The following is a 24,355-nucleotide window of genomic DNA, read 5'->3' on the forward strand; positions in this document are numbered from 1 at the left end:
TCGAAATTCATTGGTCGACGAAATGAAACCGCCATGGGTGGGATGGACCCTGCGCTCAAACCGCGGCTGCGGCGTCGGAGCACCTTCGAGTACGTCGCCTGGGTTGTGTGCAGCCTTGTCGGCCTGGGGGTACTCGCCTCCGTAGTAACCAACCCCAATTTCAAATGGGGCGTGGTGGCCAGGTACTTCACGCATGAAACCATCATTCGCGGACTGATGCTGACGATCTTCCTGACCATTGCCAGCATGGCCCTCGGAACGCTGCTTGGCCTGGCGCTTGCCATCATGAGATCCTCCACTATCAAACCAGTCGCCGCCACAGCCGGCGTCTACATCACCCTCTTCCGTGGAACGCCAGTCCTGGTGCAGCTCATCTTCTGGTTCAACATCGCCGCGCTTTATCCCAACCTGACCATCGGAATTCCCTTCACGGACATCAATACCGCCATCGACGTGAACGCCCTGATTGCGCCCATCACAGCAGCCCTCATCGGCCTGACCCTAAACGAAGCTGCCTACATGGCGGAGATCATCCGCGGCGGTTTCTCCGCCGTCGGCAAGGGCCAGATCGAAGCGGCCGACTCCCTCGGGATGAGCGGCTGGACGAAGATGCGCAAGGTCATCATTCCCCAGGCGATGCCCTCGATCATCCCCGCAACCGGAAACCAGGTCATCGGTATGTTCAAGGAAACTTCGCTGGTGAGCGTCCTTGGCGTCGCGGAGCTGCTGCAGAGTGCCCAGTTGATCTACGCCCGCACCTACGAGACCATCCCGCTGCTGATCGTCGCCAGCCTCTGGTACCTCCTCATGACCCTGCTGCTTAGCTACCCGCAATCCAAGCTCGAGCAAAGGTACTCGCGTCCATCCGTCAGGCTTCCGCGGAGGGCGAAGAAAGTTGTGCTGACAGAACCGGAAGGTATTGCCCGATGAGTAGCGCCGGCACCATTTATGCCCGCGGAATCCGAAAGTCCTTCGGCGCCAAATTGGTCTTGAAAGACGTCGATCTCGACATCTCCAGCGGCGAGATCTGCTGCATTATCGGACCCAGCGGGTCTGGCAAATCAACGCTTCTGCGCTGCATCAACGGCCTGGAAACTGTCGACTCAGGGGTCCTGAAAGTCAACGGCGAAAACGTGGGTTATTACGAAACGGAAACCGCGTACCACGCCCTCAGCAAGAGAGAGCTGGCCCTTCAGCGCACCAGGATTGGCATGGTCTTCCAGCAGTTCAACCTCTTCCCCAATATGACCGCCAAGGAAAACGTCATGGCCGGGCCCGTGCTGGTCAAAGGCGGCGACAAGCGCGAAGCTGCCAGGCGGGCGCAGGAACTGCTGGCAAGCGTGGGCCTGGGAGCTTTCGGCGAACACTACCCCGCGCAGCTCTCCGGCGGGCAGCAGCAACGTGTGGCGATGGCGCGGTCCCTGGCCATGGACCCGGATATCATGCTTTTCGACGAGCCAACGAGCGCCCTGGATCCCGAAAAAGTCGGTGAAGTCCTGGCTGTCATGAAAGACCTTGCCAAAAAAGGCATGACAATGGTTGTGGTCACGCACGAAATGGGCTTTGCCCGCGAGGTCTCCGACTCCCTGCTCTTCATGGACGAGGGCTTCGTGGTTGAACGCGGCGATGCACGTGAGGTCCTTGCCCGTCCGAAAGAGCGCCGAACCCAGGCCTTCCTCGAGAAGGTGCTCTGAATGATGGACGTGAAGCAGGTCAGAATTGGCCTTGGAAGTGCTGATTGTCGGAATTTTGTTACAACTGGGAGTAGAAGATGAGGGGATGTCCATGACGGCGCCGGAAGGACTGTTTGTGCTCGAAGGAAGGCCTACGGCCCAAGTCATTGCCGATCAATTGCGGGAGCAAATTGTTCAGGGGGTCTTCCGTCCGGGACAGCAGCTTAACGAGTCCGTTCTTTCAGGGCAGCTGCGCACTTCACGGGGCCCTCTCCGGGAGGCGTTGCAACGCCTGGCCCAGGAAGGTCTTCTGGTCAGCCATCGGAACCGGGGAGTGTTCGTCCTGGAGCTTTCAACTGATGACATCAAAGAGATCTATGCCGTCCGCGAGGCCGTGGAATCTGCCGCTGCAAATATCCTGCTGGACGCCGGGCAGGAGCAGATCAAAGACACGTGCCAGGTCCTGAAGAAAATCATCAAGGACATGGCGAAGCAGGTTGCCCGATCCGACTGGCAGGCGATTGCACGACTCGACATGGAATTCCACACAGCCTTTGTTGCCGGTGCAGGTAACACACGCCTGATACGCATTTACAAGACCTTGGCAGCAGAATCCAGAATGTGCATCCTCAATCTGGAGGTTTCCTACCCCCGCGTAGACGTGCTGGTGCAGGAACACCAGACCCTTCTGGATCTACTCGAAGCGGGCGACACAGCAGGGCTCCTCTCTGCCATCAAACGACACATGCAAAAGGCCGTTGAGGATCTCACGGCCTCTGCCCAGAACAAGGAAATTACCGCCTAAGAACCTTGCCACATCACTCCCAAAAGAGAGAGGCCGGGCCTTTTTGGAAACCCGGCCTCCCTCCGTTTGCCCGGCCGCTCACCTTATTCCTCATCGCCTAGCCTGAGGCGCTGTGCGGTCATGGCAGCGGCGGCGCGTCCCCGCAACCACAAGATCCTTGCCACAACCCCGAAGTGTAGAAACCAGTCGGAGCCGGTCCGCGGTAATCCTGTTCGACGGCTGCGTGCAGCGTCCACTGCTGGTTGTCCAGATGCGTGCGGCCCTGCGCGACCAGGTCGGCCATGCCTGCGACCAAGACTGAATTGACGTCGACGTACGTGGAAATGGCCCGACGGCGATCACAGCCGCCCCTGCGGGTTCGGCGAGTTCGCGAGAGACGTAGCCGTGCGCCGCGGCCTAGGCTGGCCGATGTCCCATTATCACGGGTTATCAAATGCCAAACCAACGGCGCCTTGCAATTCCCCTCATCCAGCTACTCAAAAGCATGTTGTGACCTGTGGATAAAAAGAACTATCACGAATTTGTCGGGCTGGCTGTCCCCCGATTTGGTGAACTTCTGCACGTCAATGAAAGAACCCAGATACAAAAGATCGCTGAGCGAAAATTCACTTAGTTTCATCGCCACACGATCGAGTTACGGCCCGGGACCTTCCAGATTGTCAATTGTCAACTATCGGCAATACGATCAGCGTCATGAACGCTTACCTCAATGCATCTGCGACGGTCTATACCCTCCCCCCGCTTTGGCAAATGCTCTCTCTCTTTGGCTATTTTGTGGGCCTGTCCGCGGCCATTGGCGGCACCGTGACGCACGCGGCGGTGGTACGCCCGGCGCTGCGAACATCGGGAAACGAGGGCGGCGATATCGAGACCCTGCGTCGCCGGACTGCGATTTCCCTGGCCTGGGCGGGGGTCCTGCTCGCAGTCACAGCCTACTTCCAGCTCGCGGCACGCGTGGCCCGGTCGGGGAAGGGCATGCCGTACAGCGAGGCCCTGGATCCCGGACAGATATGGGCCTTCCTGACTGCACCCGCGAAGCCGGGCAGCTGGGTTGCGGAGGGCACGCTCTTCCTAGTGCAGAACATCATCATCGTTCTGACCTCCGCCCTGCTGATCGCCCTGTTTAGCCCACTAGCACGGCGCCGGCTGGACAGGCTGGCGCTGACCGCGCTGCCCCTCGCCCTGGCGGCGGCGCTAATCAGGCTCGTACCACCGGCCCCCTTCGCGACCACAGATGCGCTACTCAGCAAGATCTTCATTCAGGCCCACATTGCCGGCGCCTGCGCATGGCTCGGCGGCCTGGCTCTGCTCGTTGTCCTTGCTGGCTCGCGTCGCAGTCTGAGCGATCGCGCCGGCCTGCTGTGGGCGGACATCTGGCGGCGATTCGGCTTTGTCGCGCTGATAAGCGTCGGAGCCGTGCTGATCTCCGGCCTGTGGCTGGCATGGCAGCACATCGGCAGCATCTCGCAGCTGTGGACTACGACCAACGGAGCGATCCTGTTGGTCAAGCTCGTCCTGGTATTGGGCATGATGGCAGCAGGCGCCGTGAACGAGTTCTGGCTGATGCCACGCATTGCCCTGGCCCGTCAGGCGGACCCCGATGTCTCCCTCGTACACCTGACCCTTCGTCATTTCCCGAGGATCGTCTGGACCGAGGTCGCCCTCGGCGTCGGGGTACTGGTCGCCATTACTTTCTTCAACGGGACGGCCCGCGCCGAGGCGACGGGCGATGTCGCCCCACCCGTCGACGCCGGCATCATCACCGTGGGCGTTGCCCTCGCCCTCACGCTGGCGGCTTCCCTCTACGCAACGGCGAAGGCCTCAGATGCCCTGGCCCGACGCGAGGTCGCCGCCCATGCCGCTACCGCCACGGCCCGCCGCGAAGAGGTACCCCAGGACGTAGCATGATGCGCTGAAGGCGGCATCCGCCCATCGATCACGATGGTTGGCTTGATCGAGCAGGACTCCTGATCCGGGATCGCGCGAGGACCGGCGCATGACAACACGTGCTATGGGATCGCGCTCTCCCGGTACGGGGCCGTACGAACGCTACGAAGCAGCCAGAAGCCCTGCGATCGAGCGCGTGGCGGCATGGCCAAACCTGGTCGGCCCGAGATGTCGACAGCGCGTCCCCTCGTTGGGTCCGATGCGGAATACGATGGTCGATGTCGCGATTTCGAACAGCTGATTGGATTGCTCGGCACAATGCTAGATCTTCACCGCCTCATACTGCTGAGGGAAGTCAACTTGCACGGCAGCATGAGCGCTGCGGCACGGGAACTCGCGTACAGCCATTCCGCCATTTCCCAGCAGCTGGGAGTCCTGGAGAAGGAAACAGGCGTGGTTTTGCTGGAGAAGGTTGGTCGCAGCGTCAAGCTCACTCCGGCTGGCGAAGAACTGGTGCGGAATACAGAGGCAATCCTGGCGGCCATTGAGCATGCGGAATCTGATTTGGCGACCTCCCACCAGCGGGCCCAGGGCGTGGTTACCGTCGCTGCGTTTGCAACCATCAGCCGCAGTGTCCTGCCAACGGCCGTTGCTGAACTGACCAGAAGTTATCCGGGCCTCGACGTGCGCCTGCGTCGCGAGGAGCCGGAAACCGCTGTCCTGCAGCTCATATCGCGGCAGGTTGATGCTGTTGTGACTGACGCATTTCCCGGCACGCAAGGGGCCCCAAATGGGGGCATCCACACCACCATCATTGGCCAGGACCCCGTTCGGGGCTATCTGCCGCATGGCCTCACCTTTGATGACTTTGATCAGCTACGTACGGTGCGCTGGGTCGTAGAACCCCTTTCCTCGGCGTCCACCCAATGGGCCCTGCGAGTATGTCGGGAGCGGGGGATTGAGCCGGTCATCGCCCATGTATCCTCGGATCTCCTTTTTCACCTCAGGATGGTTGAACAGGGGCTGGCCGCAGCGTTTCTGCCCGACATGGTAGTGCGCGAGGCAGGCAGTGACGTGGAACCGAGTTCCTGGCTTCCCTCGGACCAGCGGCGAAGCATCCATTACCTCGTGAGGCAGGGGTCGGAACACAACCTGGCGCTCGTGGCCGTGCGGGAAGCGATTATCCAAGCATTCCGGCTAACTTCGCACATGTAAGCAAACCTTACATATAAGCGTCGATAACATTCGCTTTTATTTACGGACGGGCGTCGCTAAATTTTCTTCGACGCCGTATTGCCTCGCCATCATGCGGTAGTTCCTGCCAAACGCCATGACTGCACCCGGAAGGGGCGAAGCACAAGTGACCGTCAACAACGTTTCATCTCCGAGCAGCTCACGCTCAAGCCTGCTGGATGGGCCCGCTCTTTGGCCCGCCCAAGCACACACGCCAACGGTGCTCGGCCGGCAGCTCGTCATCGACAGAGGAGAAGGAGCCTATGTCTACACGAAAGACGGCCGACGCCTGTTTGATGGCACCGCTGGCCTATGGCACGCCAACCTTGGTCATTCGAATCCTGAACTAGCTGAAGCCGCTTTCAATCAGATGATGCGGCTTGAGACGTATCACATCTTCGCCCGCTTCACGAACGACAAGGCTCTAGCCCTCGGCGAGCGGCTCGCGGAGATCTCGCCGATTGACAGTTCGAAGGTCATTCTCAACTCAGGCGGTTCAGATGCCATCGATGTCGCATGCAAGCTAGCCCGCCGTCATTGGCAGCGTGAAGGCCTCGCCACCAAAAAGGTCATTCTCAGCCGCGAGTTTGCTTACCATGGCCTCCACGCGTACGGCACAAGTATCGCTGGCCTGGACTTCAACCGTGAAGGGTATGGTACGGACTCCCTTGTGCCCGAAACGGCAAGGGTGTCCTTCAACGATCCGCAGCAAGTCGGAGCCGTCATTGCAGAGGTGGGACCGGAATACATCGCAGCAATTGTCACCGAACCTGTTCAGGGCACCGGGGGCGTGAACCCACCTGCACCTGGCTACCTTGAAGCCATTCAAGAGATCTGCCGGGACAACGACATCCTTTTGATTCTGGATGAAGTCATCACGGGCTTCGGTCGCGTCGGGACGATGTTTGCAGCCGAACGCTACGGGATCAAACCAGATCTAGTGACGTTTGCCAAGGGAGTCACCTCCGGGTATGCACCACTAGGCGGGGTCCTCGTTAGCCCGCGCTTGTGGGAACCGTTCTACATCGACTCACCGGATACGCCCGTATTCCGTCATGGCGCCACCTATGCCGGGCATGCAACCGCCGCCGCGGTAGCCCTGCGCCACTTGGAAATCCTTGAGCGCGATCGGCTGCTTCCTCGAGTCAAGGAACTCGAAGTGGTGTTGCGGACAGAATTCGACAAGCTCGCCCTGCGACAGGCTGCCGTCACGGACGTGCGGGTTGCGGGGCTGCTGGGGGGTATCACCCTCGCAAACCACCTGAAGGCCGAGCAGGTTTGCGACGGCCTTATTGAGCTTGGATACATCGCCCGGCCGTTGCGCGGTAACACTCTTCAGGTCAGCCCGCCGTTCATTATCAGCGATCGTGAACTAACCCTTTTTGTCACCGCCATAGAGCAAGCCATTACCGAGCAGGAGAACAGATGAGCCATGTATCCCAAACCATCACCCCGCTGATTGCTGCAGACCCGGACAGCCTCCGGCACGCGGATGCAGTCATCCAATCCATCAAACTGCCCAGCCAAGGCATCCCGGTTCAGGACCCGGCCACCACCGAGACCATTGCTTACGTCCCTGACGCTGATGTTGAGGCTGCACTGGAAGCTGTTGGGAAGGCCGACGCGGCAGGAACTGAGTGGTCAGGTAGCACTCTTCGTCAGCGCGCCGACGTGCTGCACGCTTGGTATGACAAGCTCGTTGCCCACACTGAAGATCTCGCCCACCTGATTTCGCGCGAAATGGGCAAGCCGCTTGCAGAGGCGCGCGGCGAGGTCAAGTATGGTACAGACTTCGTTCGCTGGTACGCGGAGGAGGCAGTGCGCCCCGCCGGGAACTTCCGGGAGACGCCGGACGGAGGCGCGAGCCTTCTGACGCGCCGCTCCCCCGTAGGCCTGGCCGTGCTGATTACTCCATGGAACTTCCCCCTGGCCATGGCAACCCGAAAGATTGCGCCGGCGCTGGCGGCAGGATGCCCTGTAGTCATCAAGCCAGCGACCCTTACTCCCCTGACGACGTACTTTGCTGTACAGCTCGCCATTGAGGCAGGCGTGCCTGAAGAACTGATTCAAGTGATTACCACATCAAATTCAGGGGCTTTCAGCGAAGCCGTCCTGCTTGACCCAAGGGTCCGGAAGGTTTCGTTCACCGGATCAACCCCGGTGGGCCGGCAGCTCCTGAAGCTTGCCTCCCGGAATGTGCTCCGTAGCTCGATGGAACTCGGCGGTAATGCACCACTCATCGTCTTCAACGACGCGGATCTTCAGCGGGCGGTGGATGGAACGTTTGCGGCGAAGATGCGCAATGGCGGACAGTCCTGCATTGGAGCCAACCGCATCTACGTCCAGGATGGGATCGCCAATGACTTCGTGGCCGCCCTCACCGAACGCTTCGCCCAGGTCGCCGTCGGAAGCGGCCTCGGAAAGCTGACTGCCTTGGGTGCACTAATCGACGATCGTGCAGTAGCTCAGATGCAGGCCTACACCGAGAATGCAGTGAGCCTGGGTGCCACACTACTGACCGGCGGCCACGGGTACGACTCTGCAGGCAACTTCTTTGCCCCGACTGTCCTGGACCGGGTGGCAGAAGATTCCGACATTGCCCAGTCCGAGATTTTCGGCCCCATTGCCGCGATTCAGCGGTTTAGCTCAGAAGCCGAGGCAATCAACCGGGCCAACGCGACAGAATTTGGCCTCGCCGGCTATGTATTCACAGAGAACCTCGACCGGGCCCTTAACGTCGCCGATCGTCTCCAGACAGGAATCGTTGGCATCAACCAGGGCGTACCGTCCAATGCTGCCGCCCCATTCGGCGGCATCAAGCAGTCAGGCCTCGGACGCGAAGGAAGCGCCGAAGGCCTCGAAGAATACGAAAACATCCGGTTCTATAACGTGGCGCGACGCGCAACTGCCTAGTATTCGCTCCCTAGCTATCAAGATTGATGCCCACGAGGGCGAAAGACAGGGGCGTGTCTCGGTCATCCAAGGGGTCAAGCCCAGGAACACCATCTGAGCTGATCCTTAGGGCAGCTGAACTTATAAGGATCGTGCCAAGTCTTGTCTTGGTTTGGGCTGGCGCCGGCATTGGCGCCGGCCCCTTTTCGGCGGTATGTCAATTACCTTGCAAAAGATAAGTCCGCCATGCAGTCGAAAGACAAATTCCATTATTCGAGCGCGCCCATAATAACGGAGATTGACAAAGGAGAAAAAGTACGACGCCGTCGCCCGCGGCTCCCGCGTCATACCAAGGCCCTGACCGCGTAAGTCCGGCGCCGCCGTCGTGAGTGTTCAAAACTATGGGGTGCCGGAAAAGGAGTTTGTGGCGTGATCCCAAGGGATAACGCCACAAACTCCCGCAAATCCGGGTTAATTCCGCGCTTTTTGCTTAACGGATCCAACACCGGCTCGTGTCGATTCCTACTGATGGGTATCTTCCAGGGCGGAGAATCGGACTACAGCTTCCTTTTCTTTCTGAAGCGCGATCTTCTTGCGTACGATCGGCCAGAACAGCACCAGAGCACCGGCTGCGGTGAAACTCGTCCATACTTGGGTGCGCCCGCTCTCGCTCAGCATCATGATCGCGACGATGCCGATGGCACCAAGGATCAAAATGATGTTTAGCCACGGGAACAGCCACACTTTGAGCTTGAGGTTCGACCTTTCCTCAGCTGTCATCTTGTTCCGCAGGCTCCATTGTGTGGCTGCGATAAACACGTACACGAACAGGGCCACCAGTCCGGTTGAATTCATGATGAAGTCGTAAATACCCGAGCTTGGCGCAATGAAGTTCACGAGCGTGGCGATGAGGCCGCCTATTGTCGAAGCAATCACCGCCAGAGCCGGGACGCCGCGCGTGGTGCGTTTTGCAACAACCGCGGGCGCAAGCCCCTGTTCAGCGAGGGCCGCGAACATACGTGAGGCGGAGTATGTACCCGAGTTGAGTACTGAGATCACCGCGGTGAAGATGACGAGACCCATGACGACCTCGGCCCCGGGAACACCGAACATTGAGAAGACGTAGGTGAACGGAGCAATTACCGAAGGTTCGGGGAGCAGGTTCCACGGAACAATCGTGACAATTACCAGAATCGCTCCGACATAAAAGAGCATGACCCGCCAGATGACAGTGTTCGCCGCTTGCCGGATTCCCTTCCCGGGGTTCTCTGATTCTGCTGCAGCCATGACGGCGATCTCCGTGCCAAAGTACGAGAAGAGGACCAGGGAAATGCCGGAGAGGACCACGCCCAGGCCATTGGGCATGAATCCTCCGTGAACCCAAAGATTCGATACCGAGAACGTGGCATTGGGCCAGAGCCCTAGCACGAACAGCAATCCGGCCGCGAGGAACACAACGATAGCGATTACCTTGATGCTTGCGAGCCAAAACTCCGTTTCCCCGAACATTCGAAGGGAAATGAGGTTCGTGCCAACGAATATCGCAAGCAGAGCAAGTGAACCAGCCCATGCGGGCAGGGCAGGAAACCAGCCGTGAAGAATGCCGCCGCCGACGACCGCCTCATAGGCGATGACACCTACCCAGAAGTACCAGTACAACCAGCCGACAACGTATGCAGCCCAGTTGCCAAGGCCCACTCGGGCATACTCCATGAAGGAACCAACGGCCGGCCGGGCCGCTGCCATCTCGCCTAGCATGCGCATTGCCAGGAAGACGAACAGGCCGCCAACTGCGTAGGAAAGCGTGGCGGCCGGTCCTGTGGTTCGCACGATGTTGGCCGAGCCGACGAACAGGCTTGCGCCGATGATCCCGCCCAGCGTGATCATGGTGACGTGGCGGGTCCGAAGCTTCTTCCCGTGAGCCGAAATGTGGGCGGTTGTTACGTCTGGCCCCTCGGGAGAAGCGGGGCGGTCGTCCTTCGTGACTTGCAAATGTCTTGATTCAGCGGAGTGTTGGCTGGTCATGGTTAAAAGCTCCTGTGCTTTGTGAATCTTTCGCTAGCGCGGATTGAAAAACACTTGTTGCCCAAACGACGGCGCGCTCGCACGTCAACGTTCTCCGGAGGCGCTGGAATACTTTTCCAGTGCGCCCCACAACGCGGCATTCCGGGTTGTCGTTAATGTCATGGGCTGCTCAGGAAGATAAATATCTAACAGCAGCCGAGAGCGCCGGCCTGGGTGAACCAACCATATAAGGGCAAAAAGGTAGTAAAAAGCGAATATTCATGACACTCAACTGTTAGCTTCCCTTACATTTGGAGATCACGGAAATCTCCTGCTGGTCTGGTCCCGTCACCTTTCGCAGCGCGGATTCAGGGATGACTATTATCCGTCAACAGGAATTTCGCACCCAGATGGCAACGTCCGCATCACGGCCAGCTTGCGCATGCTGGGCATGGTGTAGGCGCTGATGTTTTTAGCCACTTTCACTGTTCTCCGGGTTGCGGGTCGGACTGGGGGCATGGCTGACGACCGTCGTCGCCCCTGATGCTCACGGCGCTGGCATTCGCGCTCGTGCCACTCTGCACCTGCCCGAGGAACTCCAGAAAAATGGGTCTGCCATAGACATCATCTGCACAATAGGGCTAGGATTGTCAGAATTAGGATTGTCAACAATTGACACATGAGCAGAAGGAGAGCTGTATGCAGCCATATATTCACGTTCCTGGAGCAAAGATCCTTGGGGAGTTGGAGCCCAACGGCCACCGCGCCGGCTACGACTCAGGTGACCCCAAGACGTCCATCCTGAAGTTCGACACGGCCATTAAGACGGGCGTCTGGGAGTGCCAGCCGGGCGGCTGGAACGTAACCCCTCGTGAGGACACCGAGGTCTGCTACATCGTCAGCGGCCGCGCGACCATCACGGACACAGCTACCGGCACGCGTTATGAAATCGCCGGCGGCGACGTGATCGTTCAGCCCAAGAGCTGGGCCGGCCGCTGGGAAGTCACTGAGACCATTCGTAAGGTTTACTGCCACGGCTTCGACTGAGCCGTCTCGACCTGACACGATGCTGACCTGCGGACCGCACCTCTTGGAAGGGGGCGGTCCGCACGCACTTTAGGGCCTCTTTCCCTGTTTCGAAGGGCTCGACGCGCGTATGCTGGTTATAGGCCTGCGAGACGGGCGAGGGAGCCAAGAGGCTGAGATGCCAGACGATCGAAGGATCGACTGGCGACCCCTATTACTTGATCCGGACAATGCCGGCGCAGGGAAAACGCCTCGCAGGTCTCGTGATGTCCTCGGCAGGTTGATGGGTTGATGGGACCTCCCAAGGTTCTTCGAGCCCACAGGCCAAAACATGCCAGTGAATGATGTCCGAACACCCCACCCCTTGGTCTCTCGACCCGGGGTCTTTTGTTTCTTCTGGCGGCCGCGTGTGGGTTCATGTTTCCGGGGGACGGCGCGTTGGCCAACAGCGCACCACTCGCTCTTACAGCCAGCCAGTGTGATCCTTGAAACGAAGCGTCCGGTTCTCTGCCAGGGCGCGAAACACGACGGATCCTCGAACCAGAACGCCCTTGGCGGCACACAAAGTTGTTGACAATCAACAACCCGAAGCGTATTGTCGACAATCGACGACGGCGAAAAGGTCGTCGACAATCGACAACCACTCATCTGCTTCAAACAACACTGGAGGACTCGTGGCATTCGAAACCAAACCAAAGTTCGTTACGTTCGACATGAACGGAACGCTCATCAGATTCGCGATCAACGACACGATGCGTGAGGTTCTGGGCGACCGGCTGCCTGCCGAGATCGCCGATGAGTACCTGCGGATCTGCAAGGCGTACCGGATCGACGAGTGCGTGGGCGCGTATAAGCCGTTCCACCAGATCGTCGCCGACTCCATGGAGCGCGCCTCGCGCAAGGTCGGCCTCGAGTTCCGAGCCGACGAGGCGCGCGAGGTCTACGACCGGATCCCCACATGGGGCCCCTACCCCGGCGTCACGGCGGCGCTGAACCGCCTCGCGGAGTCCGTCCCGCTGGTCATCATCACCAACAGCGACACCGCGGTCGCCGAGCAACTTGCGGCGAACCTCAAGGCCCCGTTCGAGGTCATCATCACGGCCGAGCAGATGGGCTGCTACAAGCCGCGCCTTGCTGCGTTCGAGTACATGTTCGACAAGCTCGGGGTTACGCCGGACGAGATCGTGCATGTCTCCGCCAGCCCCATGTACGACCACCGCTCCGCGGCCATCATGGGGATCGAGAAGAAGGTGTACGTCGACCGCGGTTTCGAGCACGACGAGCATTGGCTCGGCTACGAGCGCATCACCGACATCGCCGACCTCCCCGTCCTCTTCGGCTTGCCGCGTCCTACCGCCTGAACTGAGCAGCTGAGACGATGATCCGAAGCAAGGCGGTGACGGCATGAACCTGCCTCTCCCCCAGACCGTGCGGGGTGAAACGGCCACAGAAAGGCTCCAAGCCCTCGGCTTGGAACTGCCCCATCTCGACGGGAACGCATACTTCGTCCACCACCGCGCGGCGGGCGAGAGCATCTACATTTCGGGCCAGCTGCCTTTCAAAGAAGGTGTGCTGCTGGGCCAGGGCATCGTCGGCCGGGACGTGGAGCTTGAGAGGGCCAAGGAGCTCGCCCGCCATGCAGCGCTGAATTGCCTCGCCGCTGCTGTTCAGGCGGTGGGAGACCTGGACCGGGTCCGGATCGTGCAGATGCTCGTCTTCGTGGCCAGCCCGCCCGACTTCGGTCTGCAGTCTCAGGTGGCCAACGCGGCCAGTGAACTGCTCATCGAGGTCTTGGGCGAGAACGGACGGCACGCCCGTACCGCGATCGGAGTCGCCGGGCTACCTCTCAACACCCCTGTAGAGATCCAGATGGTCTGCACGGCCGTTTAGGAAAAGGCAACGACGGCGGTGTTGTTCGGGATCCGCTGAGGCGGATCCCGAACAGCAGCATTCGAGGAGGTCAGCATCGCCACCCTCGAACTTTCATAGACAGAATCATGAGGAGTACAGCGTGAACCGCATTCAACGAGCACTCGAGGCTCTCGTCGAGCGAGTTGACACCCCGGCGCCGATCGTGCTGGTCGACGTGATGCAGGACAACATCGACCGCATGCAGGGCTTCGCCGCCCAGCATGGTCTCGATGTCAGGCCACATGTCAAGACGCACAAGTGTGTGGAGATCGGACGGCGCCAGGTTAAGGCCGGGGCGGTCGGAATCACTGCAGGCAATGTGGGTGAAGCCGAGGTCTTCGCCGCGGCGGGGTTCGACGACATCTTCATCGCCTACCCGATTTGGGTGGCTGGAACGAAGGGGCCGCGGATCCGCAGGCTGGCCGAGAACATCCGGCTGCGGGTCGGCGTCGACAACCTCGCAGCGATCAATGCCCTCGCGGACGCGATGGGAGAAGAACCTGACCGGCTGGAAGTGGTGATCGAGGTTGACTGTGGTGCCTTGCGTTCCGGTGCACCTGCCGAGGCCGCGGGCGAGCTCGCGGTCGCTGCCCGCAAGCGCGGCTTGGCACCGGTGGGTGTCTTCACCTACCCGGGCCATGGCAGCTCCGGGCCTGACGCCCGCACGGGCGCGGCGCAGGACCAGGAAACCGCGCTCGCTATCGCGGTTCGCAGCCTCTCTGCCGTGGGCATCACCGCGGAAGTGGTCAGCGCCGGTTCCACACCCACCGTAAAGTTCGCAACTAACAACGTGATCACCGAAGTCCGGCCCGGCGAATACGTGTTCAACGACCTGAACAACACCCGGCTCGGCGCCTGCACCGAAGATCAGATCGCCTTGTTCGTTGCCGGCACCGTGGTCAGCGACTGGGTCCCCCACCAGGTCATCCTCGACGTAGGCACCAAGGTCCTCGGCCGCGAAGGCAGCCCTGAGCGCGGCTATGGTGGCATCTCCGGGACAACCGCCCTCCTCTCAAAGCTCAACGAGTACCACGGATTCCTTCCGCTGCCCGAGGGCTTCCGCCCGAGTGTCGGAACCGTGCTTCCGGTGGTTCCCAACCACGTCTGCCCGATTGTGGTCAATTTCGAGGAGTACATCGTCACCGACAGCACAGGTACGTCCCTGGAGCGGTGGCCGGTGGACGCCCGCGGATTCCTCAACTGATCGGTCCGGATCGGGAATCTCCCAGCGAAGCACACAAACCAAGCAAGGTACCCCATGAAGGAATATCTGATATGAGACTTGATAAAGTCACGGCCCTAGTGACGGGCGCCAACAGCGGAATCGGAAGGGAAGTAAGTTCCCACTTCCGGCGCGAAGGCGCTCGACTACTGCTCACCGGCCGCAAGGAGCAATTCGACGGCGCGCAGCCTGACGACCTGTACGTTCCCGGAGACCTCAACGACGAGGCGTTCGTCGAAAGCCTCGCCCGCCAGGCCGCCGAATCCTTCGGCACCGTCGACGTCGTCGTCCTTAACCACGGCCTGCAGGTCAGCGGCCCGCTTACTGAAATGGCCTACGAAGACGCTAAGAACGTAATCCACAGCAACCTGCTCAGCGCGTTCCTCGTAATGAAGCACTTCGCCCCGTTGATGCCCGCCGCGGGAGGCTCGTTCGTCTTAGTCAGTTCACGGCTCGGAATGGTCGGCAAGCCCGATGAAGTCTTGTACTCCGCAGCTAAAGGTGGCCTCATCATGCTTGCCAAGGGTGCAGCGATCGAGTGGGCTGAGCGGAACATCCGCGTGAACGTCGTCGCTCCGGGCCTGACCGCCACCCCGATCATCGAAGCTTCCTTCCAGCGCAGGGAAGACCCCGAGGCCTACCGCCGCCAGCGCGAGGGACAGATCCCGCTCCAGCGCCTCGCAACACCCAAAGAGGTCGCAGACGCCATTCTCTTCATGGCGTCGTCGGAATCCTCGTACATCACCGGAGCGGTCCTTCCCGTCGACGGTGGATACACAGCGTTCTAAGCATCACCGATGTTGCGGAGGCGGCCGGTAAGCCTGGCCATGGCTCTCTAGACGAGGCCCCGCCGTCCTATTAGCTCAACGGTTCCCACACAAAGAAGGACAACAATGACAGCCCTTGCAGCAGCACCCCGAAACGGAGAGCTCGGTTTCTGGATGGTCGGACTCGCGGACAAGAGGACCTCGTACCCCCGCTTCACCGGCGACGACTCAGTAGACCTGGCCATTATTGGCGGCGGTTACACGGGACTATGGGCAGCGTACTTCGCAAAGAAGCTCGAGCCCTCACTCTCGGTCGCGGTTTTTGAAGCAGAACAGATTGGCTACGGCGCATCCGGCCGGAACGGCGGTTGGCTTTCTGCGATGCCTGCAGGTAACCGTGCCAAGTTTGCCCGCGCATCCGAAGGCGGCGTTGAGGCGAGCCGCGCCTTGCAGCAGGAGTTTGTCGCCGGCGTCGACGCTGTCCTGGACATTCTTCAGGCCGAAGGCATTGATGCGGATCAGAAGAAGAGCGGCGCGCTGGTGGCTGCGCACACGAAGGCGGGGCTTGGCCGGCTGGTTGCCAGGCGTGATGCCGACTGGAAGTACGGGTTGAGCGAAGACGATGTCTATCTGATAGGCCGTGATGAGTTCCAGAAGGAAATCAACATCTCCACCGTCCACGGCGGCCTCGTCTACAAGCACTGCGCCCGGCTGCAACCGGCCAAACTCGTCCACGGTCTCGCTGACACCCTCACTTCCATGGGAGTGAGCATCTACGAGGGCAGCCGGGTAGGCAGCATCGACGGCAAGACCCTCACTCTAGACAGCGGACGGATGACTGCGGCCAAGACGTTCGTCTGCACCGAGGGTTATTCCGGACAACTGCTTGGCAGCAGGAGCCTGATACCGATCAATTCTTCGATGATCGTGACCAAGCCGCTGTCGGACGAGGCGTGGCAGCAGATTGGCTGGAAGGGGCCGCAGTGCCTAAGCGACTCCGCGCACACCTTCATCTATGCACAGCGAACAGCGGACGGCCGCATCGCCATCGGTGGCCGGGGCAAGCCCTACCGTTACGGCTCCGGGACGGGGGGCGCCGGTGCCACTGCCCAGTCCACCATTGACCTCCTTTCCACCAAGCTTCGCACCTTCTTCCCGGACACCAACTTCGAAGTGGACCATGCCTGGTCCGGAGTTCTGGGCGTTACGCGTGACTGGAACGGCGGCGTGCAATGGGACCAAGCGTCCGGATTCGGGTCTTCGACCGGTTACGCAGGACACGGCGTTACCGCGGCTTACCTAGGCGGCAGGACCCTGGCGGAACTGGCCTTCGAACGGAAGACGCAACGAACGTCACTTCCCTGGGTGGGGTACCGCGCACCGAAGTGGGAACCCGAGCCCATCCGCTGGCTAGGCGTTCACGGCATGTACCGGCTATTCGGAGTTGCTGACCAGTGGGAAGAGCGCAGGGACTCCACCAAGACCTCACTCCTGGCCAGGTTCGGTAGCAGGCTCGCTGGACTTCACGAATAGTGGGGGCTCCACGGGGCCATCAGGATCGACTAGTACTACACAGCTCGCCCGAGCTGAACACCAATACATCGACTCCGATCAGTAACGAAACAGCCCGTCAGTTGTCGGACGGATCAACTGCATCGAAGCCCATTCGAAGGGAAGCATCATGAAAACCATCAACAAACTTCAGACCCCAACGGCAGGGCTCGCCGTCGTAATGGGAGTGAGTGCCTGTGGCAGCGCAGAGCCCCGTACCCAGGCTTTCCTCGAGAAAGTGCTCTGAAATGACAGACGGAAAACTCGCAGTCATCGGCCTGGGCAGCATCGGAAGCATGGCCCTGTGGCAAGCCTCCCGCCTGTCCGACTCCGTGGTAGGTTTTGAGGCCGCCACCCCCGCCCACGGCCGCAGCGCTGTGGGCGGGGACACCCGCCTCTTCCGCATGATCTACCGCGGCAACCCCGGCTACTACCCCATCCTCGAACGCTCCCGCAGCCTCTGGGCAGAACTCGAAGCCGAAACCGGCCAAAACATCCTGACGCGCTGCGGCGGCCTCTCCATCGGTACCGCAGACGGCCCCTACATCCGCAGCATCCTGGAAACCACCCGGCTCACCGGAGCCGAACACCAGATCCTCAACCACGAGGAACTGGCCGCACGCTACCCCCAGCACAACCTCCGGCCCCACGACATCGCCATCTACGACCCGAACGCCGGAGCCCTGCGCACCGACCGCGCCGTCACCGCCGCCATCGCGGCCGCCGAAGCGAACGGAGCCACCGTCCGCAGGAACACCCGCGTGGACAGCGTCCGGGAGACGAACGACGGCGTGATTGTCACTTCCGGCGACAAGTCCTGGACCTTCGACAACGCCATCATCGCCTCCGGCGGCTGGTCCAACAGGCTCATGCCCGACCACCTCAAAGCCGCCACCGAAACCAAACGGATCTTCCTGACCTGGTTCGTCGCCAAGGACGCCTCAGAGTTCTCACCCGAGAAATTCCCCGTCTTCAGCCGAATCTATGACGACCGCTCCATGTACGGCGCCCCCGCCGTCGACGGCGTCACCGTCAAAGCAACCCTGGACGGCCGCGGACGCCCCACGCCCAACCCCGACACAGTCCCCCGCGACCTCACCCCCGCAGAAATCAACGAAACCACAGAAACCGTCACCGAATTCTTCCCCGGACTCATCCCAAACATCGTCCGCACCGACGCCTTCCCCGACCTCTTCACCAAGGACACCAATCCGTTGTTGGGCTGGCTCAGCGAGTCAAGGAGGGTTTACTGCGCCACAGGCTTCTCCGGAGGCGGATTCAAGAATGCCACCGGGTATGGGGAGATTGCTGCTCAAGAGGCCTTGGGTAGGCGCGCCTTCGAAGGCCTCAATTTCGTGCGACCACAACGCTTTACCTCGCTAGTGACCATCGACAGCACACGGCAGGAGAAGTGAAGCCGCGGCAAATCACGACACACTTCGCTGGTGCCAAGCGATCTGGTCTGGGACGCGAAGGCGGCAAGGTTGGTATCGAAGAGTTTCTCGAAATCAATAACCCGCAATTGCTGTTTGACGAATATGTAGTATGCGTTCGCTGAAATGAGGGCTGTTAATGCCCGCAACGAAAGGATAATTGCACCAGAAGGGTTCCATGAACCCACAACTCAAAACTGACCGGGAAATTCAGGCCCAATCGACTGGGCCTGAACAATCGACAATCGACAAAGAAGGGACGGGATGGAACCCACGTTCAAGTGGCAGGCGCAGCGTACGACGACGCCAGATGGCGTCTACGCTGTTCTGCGCACAGCCATCCTCGACGGCACTCTGCCTCCAGGTGGACAGCTTCGGGAGGTACACATCGCCACAGACCTCGGAATTAGCCGGTCTCCGCTGCGTGAGGCAATGACCCGGCTGGAGGAGGAAGGCTTGATCGTCAAGATCCCCTTCCGTGGGTCGTTCGTCGTGAAGGTAAGCGCCCGGGAGGTCGCCGAGATTGCATCAGTCCGCCTGCTTGTCGAACCTTATGCGGCTGAGCTCTCTGCTGAAGCGTTGTGTGGACCTGAGCGGCCGCTGTTGATGCAAACCATCGAGGAACTCCACCAGGCCACAGAGAAGAATGACATTCCGGCGAGCATCGACGCGCACTTGCGCTTTCACAGGCTGTTCTATGACTTCTCAGGGAACAGCGTGCTACAGAATCTTTGGAATAGCTGGGAGACAAAGCTGCGGCTATACCTCGCAGTCGACCATCGCACTTACAGCGATCTCCATGCCATTGCCGTTGAGCACCAGAGGCTGGCCGAGCTTGCTTTGGAGGGCGACATCGACAGGTTCCGGCGGGAATTGGCCACCCATTTCCAAACGGCCCTGCAAGCCTAACGCTGAGTGCCGTAGCTCCCCGAAGAGTTCCTGTCATGACAAGAAAATTCGTGAAGGCCTTGTAGCGCTCCCCCACGGCCTCTCCGGGCCCTCAGCCCAGCGGGGACTCCGTTAATGTCGCCGTCAGTCCAGTGACCGAAAAGCATGCCGACAGGGGCACTGGGCTATAACCTGGCCCATGGGAAACTGGCTAAAACGTCAGGAAGCCGGATAGCCTCCCCGTCACTGCCCTGGTTCGAGTTGGCCGATGCTATCGCAAAGATCAATAGCTACACGTGCAGCGGCGGAGATGGAGTCGGGGCTTTCTGGTCCCCGCGAGCCGGCAGCATAGCCGACTAAAAAGGCTGTGACCGGTGCAGCAGCATGGGTAATCGAGTCCGCTGACCTACGGGCGAGCTCCAGGAGCATCTCGTGATCGATGTTTAAATCGGGGATCTGCAACGCTTGGGCGAGATCACGGCTCCACTTCTCCAATGCTTGGAATTCCGCGTCACTGGTCGGCATGATAGGGCTCCCTTTTCTGAGGCCGCCTTTTGGTGTGCTACATGGCGGATTCCAAGACCATACAGGTCAAAATCCGACATGTCAGGATGCGAAGGGACGTTGTCCTCCGCATCGCAGTGGGCCTCATTGACCCACCACGAGCGCGTATGAACTAAGTGCCGGCTCGGGGCAAGGGCGCTCCGCGTCAGTTCCTGATGGACCTCCGGCTACCCTTGACCGCTCACCCGTTACAGACATTTCCGGCCTCTACCGTGATGGGCACTAGGCTATGAACTCGTGGCGGACGAGTTAAGCGAAAACGCGGGATCGGCAGCACCACGGTGCACGGAGTCCATCGTGAGCAACAAGCCAATACCCGTTTGGCATGCAAAACGCTAAAGTTTCCGGTGTCGACCTGTCGATTTCGCGGCCCGCCGTTCGTCTAACTAGGACAGGTTCGGTCATGACGAGGAGGTAGCGATGAAGTACATCATGCTGATCTACCAAGGCACCGCGCTCGAGCAACAGGCTGCGCTCGGGGAGGAGGAGCAGAAACAGATCTCCGCCGACTACCAGGGAATCAACCAGACACCGGGCGTCACGCCCGGGCTGCCGATGGGACTCCCCCAGAACGCGACCACGGTGCGGGTCGACGGCGGCAAGACCCTGACCACGGACGGCCCGTTCGTCGGGATGAAGGAGGCCCTCGGTGGCTGGTTCATCCTGGAGGCCGACGACATCGACGCGGCCATAGAAGTGGCCGCCCGCGTCCCTGCAGCACGTTACGGTGGCGCCGTCGAGATCCGCCCCTCGGAGGTGTATTGGTAGCGTCGCTCGAACAGGTCTTTCGCGAGGAGTGGAGCCGCGTCCTGGCCACCCTGATCGGCTTCCTCGGCGACTTCGACCTCGCCGAGGAAGCCGCGCAGGAGGCCTTTGCGATCGCGGCGGACCGATGGACACACGACGGCATCCCCAACAACCCGCGGGCCTGGCTAATAACAACGGCCCGGAACAAAGCCACGGACCGTATTCGCCGCGAGCAGGCCCTCGCCGCCAAGTCAGACCTGCTCGCCGCAGGCAACAATGCCGAGGTGCCGATGAACACCACGACGTTTCCCGACGAGCGCCTGGAGCTCATCTTCACCTGCTGTCATCCGGCACTCTCGGTTGAGGCCCAGGTTGCGCTCACCCTGCGCAGCATCGGCGGGCTTACCACCGACGAGATTGCCCGCGCCTTCCTCGTACCGGAGCGCACGATGGCGCAGCGGCTGGTGCGGGCCAAACGCAAGATCAAAGCAGCGGGGATCCCGTTTCGAGTGCCACCGCGTCACCTGCTCCGCGACCGACTCGATGCCGTTCTGGCCGTCGTGTACCTGATCTTCAACGAGGGGTACAGCGGACGCGACGAACTCGCGTCCGAAGCAATTTGGCTGGGACGCGCACTCGCCGAACTGCTTCCGGACGACCCGGAGGTTCACGGGCTGCTCGCGATGATGTTCCTTCACGACTCCCGTCGCGAGGCGCGATTCCGCGACAGCGAACTCGTGCTGCTCGGCGATCAGGACCGGTCACGTTGGAACACCGAGCAGATCGCCAAGGGACGCGTCGAACTGGACCGAGCACTAGCCCTCGGCGGCCGCGGGCCCTATGTCCTGCAGGCCGCCATCGCCTCGTTGCACGCCGAGACGCCTTGCGACTGGGCGCAGATCGCGGCGCTGTACGGCGAGCTCGCCCGTCTGACAGGCTTGCCCGTCGTGGAGCTAAACCGGGCCATCGCCATCGCCGAGACCGAAGGCCCCGAAGCCGGTCTGTACCTCGTCAACCAACTCGGTCTCGACGACTTCCGCTACCTTCACTCGACCAAGGCCGAACTCCTCCGGCGTCTCGGGCGGACCAACGAAGCACGTGACGCCTACCGACGTGCGAGGGAACTCACCGACGACGCCGCCGAACTGCGCTTCCTGGAACGTCGGCTAACGGAGCTGACAGCCGCCACTCGCTCAAGTTGACCATGGACCAGCCCATGCGATCGATGTCTGGCGCAGGACAAAGATGCTTGGTCTGGGGGCTGTCGATGGTCCGGGCCGCCGGGCACTGACAGGATGGCGCAGCTGCCCTGACGTGTCATCCCAGCAGGTGGTTGTGTTTGGGATGCAGCCTTGCCCACTATGGAAACGTGGCAATGAAGGACAAATGGCGCGTGATCCGGCTTGCCTTGTACTTGCTGATCCCTCTGACCGGAACGGCGGGGTGCGTCTATGAATACCCCGAGCCTGTGCGCGCGCCAACAACTGGCTCCGAACCCGTGGAAACCCCAGCCGCCGCTGGCCAAACAGCAGGGTTTCCCAAGCCCTACGGCGATCCGCACATACTTGAGCAGGAGGCCAGGAACTACAAACAGTTGGACAATCTCCTGAAGGCAACGCCGGGCCCGGTCCTTTTACAGGAAGTTGGCCCACTGGACGGCCCTGTCAGGGGCTTCGGCACGACAGAGAAGGTGCCGGCAACGGGGCACTACACCGTCACCGCAGCCTGCATTGGCGCAACAAGTGCGACAGTCTCCGTAGGGCAGGAGCATCCAGGTGCCCCCTTCCGGCCCCTGGAGCTCGCCCTTGATTGCACCGGGGCCACTTCGCAGGTCATTGCACTTCAGGAAGGGTACGTTTTCGCACATCTGTTGCTGCCCGGCCCGGGCGATACGCCGTGGACAGGGGCAGTGGGAGGAGTGCGTGTGACCGGTTGAGGCGTAGACCCGGAAACTCGTCGGCGAGGATGCAATCCCGTGCTATGATCGCCAGAATTCTCACGCGGCCGTATTCAGGTCGCAATCACTCAGGAGATTCGCAGTGCCGGACACCACCTGCCATATGTCGATCTCGCTGGACGGCTTCGTCGCCGGGCCGGACCAGAGCCGCGAGGACCCGCTGGGCAAGCGGGGGCTGGAGCTGCACGGCTGGCACATCGGCGATCCGCGAGCTAACGATGCCGACAAGGTCGCGAACGACTGGCTCATGCGCCCGCGGGGCGCGTATGTGATGGGTCGGAATATGTTCGGCCCGATCCGCGGGGACTGGGATGAGGAATGGACCGGGTGGTGGGGCCCCGAACCGCCGTACCACGCGCCGGTGTTCGTGCTGACCCATCATGGACATGACCCGATCCAGATGGAGGGCGGGACGACCTTCCACTTCGTCACCGATGGCTTCGATGCGGCCTACTCCGCAGCGTGCCAGGCCGCCGGGGACAAAGGCGTGGACATCGCCGGTGGGGCCTCGACCGTCCGACAGGCATTGATCGCCGGTGTGATCGACGAGCTCACCCTCGACATCGCACCGGTACTGCTCGGTTCGGGCGAGCGCATCTTCGACGGCGTTGAATCCTTCGGCTTCGAACCGGCCGAGGTGCTTCACTCACCGCTGGCCACCCACATCCGCTATCGCCGCGTCAGCTAACTCCGTACGCGCTGCCGGCCTCCTGCGCGGCAGGACCAGGCTAAGTCAGGGGCCCTGTTTTGGCAGGACCCCAAGAAGCCTCTCCCGCGCACCACTTAGGAGGCGTCACCTCGTCCCAGAAGTCCCGCACGCGGAGCAGTAGATCCCACTTTAGCCATACGAGGCCACGCCGACTGGCGCCGAGATCGCTATGGAGCGTCTGAGCGGCTAACGCGCCAGCCGGGTCTCCTCTTCCAAGTGGCCGAGCTTGTCCGGGTTCCGCATGGCGAAGATCCGTGCGATCTTGCCGTCCTCCACCACCAGGCTGATGAGCGACGGACCGCCTGCTTCGTCGTCGATGCGGATGCCAAGGCTGCCGTTGAGCCAGAGCAGAGCGATTTTCGGGTTGAGCGCGGCCTCTGGGAAGGACCGCAGCAGATTCGTCACCTTCTTCGCGCCGTACACCGGCACCCGAACGGCCTGGGCGACGCCGCCGCCGTCGGCGATGAGTACGACGTCAGGCGCCAGCACGTCCATCAAGCCCTGCACATCCCCGGTGGTGACCGCTGTCAGGAACCGTTCGACGACTTCCTGCTGCTCACTGCGGTCCACCCGCATGCGGGGGCGCCGGGCGGCCACATGAGAGCGCGCACGGCTGACGATCTGGCGCACGGCGGCCGCCGACTTGCCCACGGCCTCGGCAATCTCCTCGTAGGGCACGTCGAAAACCTCCCGCAGTACGAAGACCGCCCGCTCCACGGGGGTGAGCGATTCGAGAACCGTGAGCATGGCGATCGAGACGCTTTCAGCCAGTTCCACGTCCTGGGCGACATCCGGCACGGTGAGCAGGGGCTCGGGCAGCCATTCGCCGACGTAATCCTCCCGCCGTCGTGACAGCGCGCGGAGGCGGTTGAGCGCCTGGCGGGTGACGGTACGAACCAGGTAGGCCCGCGGGTCGCGAACCCCCGCGCGGACGTCGGGGTCCACTTCAGCCCACCGCAGCCAGGCCTCCTGCACCACGTCCTCGGCATCCGAGGCGGAGCCGAGCATCTCGTAGGCGACCGTGAAGAGCAGGCTGCGGTGGGCGACGAACGGGTCCGGCCTGTCAGTGGCGGCGAGGCTGCTCAT

At 61.2% G+C, this 24,355-nt stretch carries 22 protein-coding genes and 1 riboswitch; of the genes, 19 read left to right on the top strand and 3 right to left on the bottom strand.

Annotated elements, in window-relative coordinates:
* Window positions 1–33 precede the first annotated feature (33 nt).
* The 7 genes from LD110_RS02465 (at window position 34) to LD110_RS02495 (ending at window position 8,511) form a co-directional block, all read left to right on the top strand.
* On the top strand, window positions 34–930 hold the full coding sequence (locus LD110_RS02465) for an amino acid ABC transporter permease (protein WP_225496100.1): 897 nt from the start codon (window positions 34–36) through the stop codon (window positions 928–930).
* Window positions 927–1,694, top strand: coding sequence for an amino acid ABC transporter ATP-binding protein (locus tag LD110_RS02470; protein ID WP_225496101.1), 768 nt, complete (start codon window positions 927–929; stop codon window positions 1,692–1,694). The genes LD110_RS02465 and LD110_RS02470 overlap by 4 nt, the downstream gene beginning before the upstream one ends.
* A 37-nt stretch (window positions 1,695–1,731) precedes the next feature.
* Window positions 1,732–2,478 (top strand): GntR family transcriptional regulator, encoded by a 747-nt coding sequence (locus tag LD110_RS02475; protein WP_225496428.1) that lies wholly within the window; start codon window positions 1,732–1,734, stop codon window positions 2,476–2,478.
* Between the two features lie 693 nt (window positions 2,479–3,171).
* The gene (locus LD110_RS02480) at window positions 3,172–4,386 is read left to right on the top strand and encodes a CopD family protein (RefSeq protein ID WP_225496102.1); all 1,215 of its coding nucleotides are present in this window, start codon (window positions 3,172–3,174) and stop codon (window positions 4,384–4,386) included.
* 297 nt (window positions 4,387–4,683) lie between these two features.
* A complete protein-coding gene (locus LD110_RS02485) occupies window positions 4,684–5,580 on the top strand; it encodes a LysR family transcriptional regulator (RefSeq protein ID WP_225496103.1) in 897 nt (298 codons plus the stop codon).
* 145 nt (window positions 5,581–5,725) lie between these two features.
* Window positions 5,726–7,027 (top strand): aspartate aminotransferase family protein, encoded by a 1,302-nt coding sequence (locus tag LD110_RS02490; protein ID WP_225496104.1) that lies wholly within the window; start codon window positions 5,726–5,728, stop codon window positions 7,025–7,027.
* Entirely contained in the window at window positions 7,024–8,511 is a 1,488-nt protein-coding gene (locus tag LD110_RS02495; RefSeq protein WP_225496105.1) for an NAD-dependent succinate-semialdehyde dehydrogenase, read from the top strand. Before LD110_RS02490 ends, LD110_RS02495 begins: the two co-directional genes overlap by 4 nt.
* A 501-nt stretch (window positions 8,512–9,012) precedes the next feature.
* On the opposite strand, the gene LD110_RS02500 is transcribed toward LD110_RS02495, so the two are convergent.
* Window positions 9,013–10,515: an amino acid permease gene (locus LD110_RS02500; protein WP_225496106.1), complete on the bottom strand. Its 1,503-nt coding sequence runs from the start codon at window positions 10,513–10,515 to the stop codon at window positions 9,013–9,015.
* Window positions 10,516–11,193: 678 nt separating this feature from the next.
* On the opposite strand from LD110_RS02500, the gene LD110_RS02505 reads away from it, so the two are divergent.
* The 8 genes from LD110_RS02505 to LD110_RS02540 all read left to right on the top strand — a co-directional run bounded on the left by LD110_RS02505 (window position 11,194) and on the right by LD110_RS02540 (window position 19,313).
* Window positions 11,194–11,541, top strand: coding sequence for a cupin domain-containing protein (locus tag LD110_RS02505; protein WP_225496107.1), 348 nt, complete (start codon window positions 11,194–11,196; stop codon window positions 11,539–11,541).
* 127 nt (window positions 11,542–11,668) lie between these two features.
* Window positions 11,669–11,782: riboswitch (TPP riboswitch) on the top strand.
* Between the two features lie 412 nt (window positions 11,783–12,194).
* Window positions 12,195–12,881: a haloacid dehalogenase type II gene (locus tag LD110_RS02510; RefSeq protein WP_225496108.1), complete on the top strand. Its 687-nt coding sequence runs from the start codon at window positions 12,195–12,197 to the stop codon at window positions 12,879–12,881.
* 43 nt (window positions 12,882–12,924) lie between these two features.
* Complete coding sequence (locus tag LD110_RS02515) at window positions 12,925–13,410, top strand: RidA family protein (RefSeq protein WP_225496109.1); 486 nt, start codon at window positions 12,925–12,927, stop codon at window positions 13,408–13,410.
* A 121-nt stretch (window positions 13,411–13,531) separates the two neighbouring features.
* The gene (locus tag LD110_RS02520) at window positions 13,532–14,635 is read left to right on the top strand and encodes an alanine racemase (protein ID WP_225496110.1); all 1,104 of its coding nucleotides are present in this window, start codon (window positions 13,532–13,534) and stop codon (window positions 14,633–14,635) included.
* A gap of 71 nt (window positions 14,636–14,706) precedes the next feature.
* Window positions 14,707–15,441 carry an SDR family NAD(P)-dependent oxidoreductase gene (locus LD110_RS02525; protein WP_225496111.1) on the top strand — a complete coding sequence of 245 codons (735 nt, stop codon included), beginning with the start codon at window positions 14,707–14,709 and terminating at the stop codon, window positions 15,439–15,441.
* 105 nt (window positions 15,442–15,546) lie between these two features.
* Entirely contained in the window at window positions 15,547–16,953 is a 1,407-nt protein-coding gene (locus LD110_RS02530) for an FAD-binding oxidoreductase (protein WP_225496112.1), read from the top strand.
* A gap of 266 nt (window positions 16,954–17,219) precedes the next feature.
* Window positions 17,220–18,386, top strand: a complete 1,167-nt coding sequence (gene solA / locus LD110_RS02535) for an N-methyl-L-tryptophan oxidase (RefSeq protein WP_225496113.1) — start codon at window positions 17,220–17,222, stop codon at window positions 18,384–18,386.
* A gap of 282 nt (window positions 18,387–18,668) precedes the next feature.
* Complete coding sequence (locus LD110_RS02540; RefSeq protein ID WP_225496114.1) at window positions 18,669–19,313, top strand: GntR family transcriptional regulator; 645 nt, start codon at window positions 18,669–18,671, stop codon at window positions 19,311–19,313.
* 222 nt (window positions 19,314–19,535) lie between these two features.
* Here the strand turns inward: LD110_RS02540 and LD110_RS02545 are convergent, their stop codons facing one another.
* A complete protein-coding gene (locus tag LD110_RS02545; RefSeq protein WP_225496116.1) occupies window positions 19,536–19,817 on the bottom strand; it encodes a DUF6457 domain-containing protein in 282 nt (93 codons plus the stop codon).
* Between the two features lie 459 nt (window positions 19,818–20,276).
* Here LD110_RS02545 and LD110_RS02550 point away from each other — a divergent pair, with 459 nt between their 5' ends.
* The 4 genes from LD110_RS02550 (at window position 20,277) to LD110_RS02565 (ending at window position 23,248) form a co-directional block, all read left to right on the top strand.
* The gene (locus tag LD110_RS02550) at window positions 20,277–20,624 is read left to right on the top strand and encodes a YciI family protein (RefSeq protein ID WP_225496118.1); all 348 of its coding nucleotides are present in this window, start codon (window positions 20,277–20,279) and stop codon (window positions 20,622–20,624) included.
* Window positions 20,618–21,805: an RNA polymerase sigma factor gene (locus LD110_RS02555; protein ID WP_225496119.1), complete on the top strand. Its 1,188-nt coding sequence runs from the start codon at window positions 20,618–20,620 to the stop codon at window positions 21,803–21,805. Before LD110_RS02550 ends, LD110_RS02555 begins: the two co-directional genes overlap by 7 nt.
* 173 nt (window positions 21,806–21,978) lie before the next feature.
* Window positions 21,979–22,539 carry a hypothetical protein gene (locus LD110_RS02560; protein ID WP_225496120.1) on the top strand — a complete coding sequence of 187 codons (561 nt, stop codon included), beginning with the start codon at window positions 21,979–21,981 and terminating at the stop codon, window positions 22,537–22,539.
* Between the two features lie 103 nt (window positions 22,540–22,642).
* The gene (locus LD110_RS02565) at window positions 22,643–23,248 is read left to right on the top strand and encodes a dihydrofolate reductase family protein (RefSeq protein WP_225496121.1); all 606 of its coding nucleotides are present in this window, start codon (window positions 22,643–22,645) and stop codon (window positions 23,246–23,248) included.
* A gap of 207 nt (window positions 23,249–23,455) precedes the next feature.
* On the opposite strand, the gene LD110_RS02570 is transcribed toward LD110_RS02565, so the two are convergent.
* Window positions 23,456–24,355 carry an RNA polymerase sigma-70 factor gene (locus tag LD110_RS02570; RefSeq protein WP_225496122.1) on the bottom strand — a complete coding sequence of 300 codons (900 nt, stop codon included), beginning with the start codon at window positions 24,353–24,355 and terminating at the stop codon, window positions 23,456–23,458.

Origin of the sequence: Arthrobacter sp. M4, from assembly GCF_020251205.1 — a bacterium.
In the GTDB taxonomy this organism is placed as follows: domain Bacteria; phylum Actinomycetota; class Actinomycetes; order Actinomycetales; family Micrococcaceae; genus Arthrobacter.

Bases quoted from the DNA above. Each gene is read 5' to 3' on its own strand.
- LD110_RS02495 (WP_225496105.1), top strand. From the start codon at position 7,024: ATGAGCCATGTATCCCAAACCATCACCCCGCTGATTGCTGCAGACCCG.
- LD110_RS02560 (WP_225496120.1), top strand. From the start codon at position 21,979: ATGAAGGACAAATGGCGCGTGATCCGGCTTGCCTTGTACTTGCTGATC.
- solA (WP_225496113.1), top strand. From the start codon at position 17,220: ATGACAGACGGAAAACTCGCAGTCATCGGCCTGGGCAGCATCGGAAGC.
- LD110_RS02550 (WP_225496118.1), top strand. From the start codon at position 20,277: ATGAAGTACATCATGCTGATCTACCAAGGCACCGCGCTCGAGCAACAG.
- LD110_RS02525 (WP_225496111.1), top strand. From the start codon at position 14,707: ATGAGACTTGATAAAGTCACGGCCCTAGTGACGGGCGCCAACAGCGGA.
- LD110_RS02470 (WP_225496101.1), top strand. From the start codon at position 927: ATGAGTAGCGCCGGCACCATTTATGCCCGCGGAATCCGAAAGTCCTTC.
- LD110_RS02505 (WP_225496107.1), top strand. From the start codon at position 11,194: ATGCAGCCATATATTCACGTTCCTGGAGCAAAGATCCTTGGGGAGTTG.
- LD110_RS02570 (WP_225496122.1), bottom strand. From the start codon at position 24,355: ATGAGCAGCCTCGCCGCCACTGACAGGCCGGACCCGTTCGTCGCCCAC.
- LD110_RS02540 (WP_225496114.1), top strand. From the start codon at position 18,669: ATGGAACCCACGTTCAAGTGGCAGGCGCAGCGTACGACGACGCCAGAT.
- LD110_RS02465 (WP_225496100.1), top strand. From the start codon at position 34: ATGGGTGGGATGGACCCTGCGCTCAAACCGCGGCTGCGGCGTCGGAGC.
- LD110_RS02515 (WP_225496109.1), top strand. From the start codon at position 12,925: ATGAACCTGCCTCTCCCCCAGACCGTGCGGGGTGAAACGGCCACAGAA.
- LD110_RS02530 (WP_225496112.1), top strand. From the start codon at position 15,547: ATGACAGCCCTTGCAGCAGCACCCCGAAACGGAGAGCTCGGTTTCTGG.
- LD110_RS02485 (WP_225496103.1), top strand. From the start codon at position 4,684: ATGCTAGATCTTCACCGCCTCATACTGCTGAGGGAAGTCAACTTGCAC.
- LD110_RS02545 (WP_225496116.1), bottom strand. From the start codon at position 19,817: ATGCCGACCAGTGACGCGGAATTCCAAGCATTGGAGAAGTGGAGCCGT.
- LD110_RS02480 (WP_225496102.1), top strand. From the start codon at position 3,172: ATGAACGCTTACCTCAATGCATCTGCGACGGTCTATACCCTCCCCCCG.
- LD110_RS02500 (WP_225496106.1), bottom strand. From the start codon at position 10,515: ATGACCAGCCAACACTCCGCTGAATCAAGACATTTGCAAGTCACGAAG.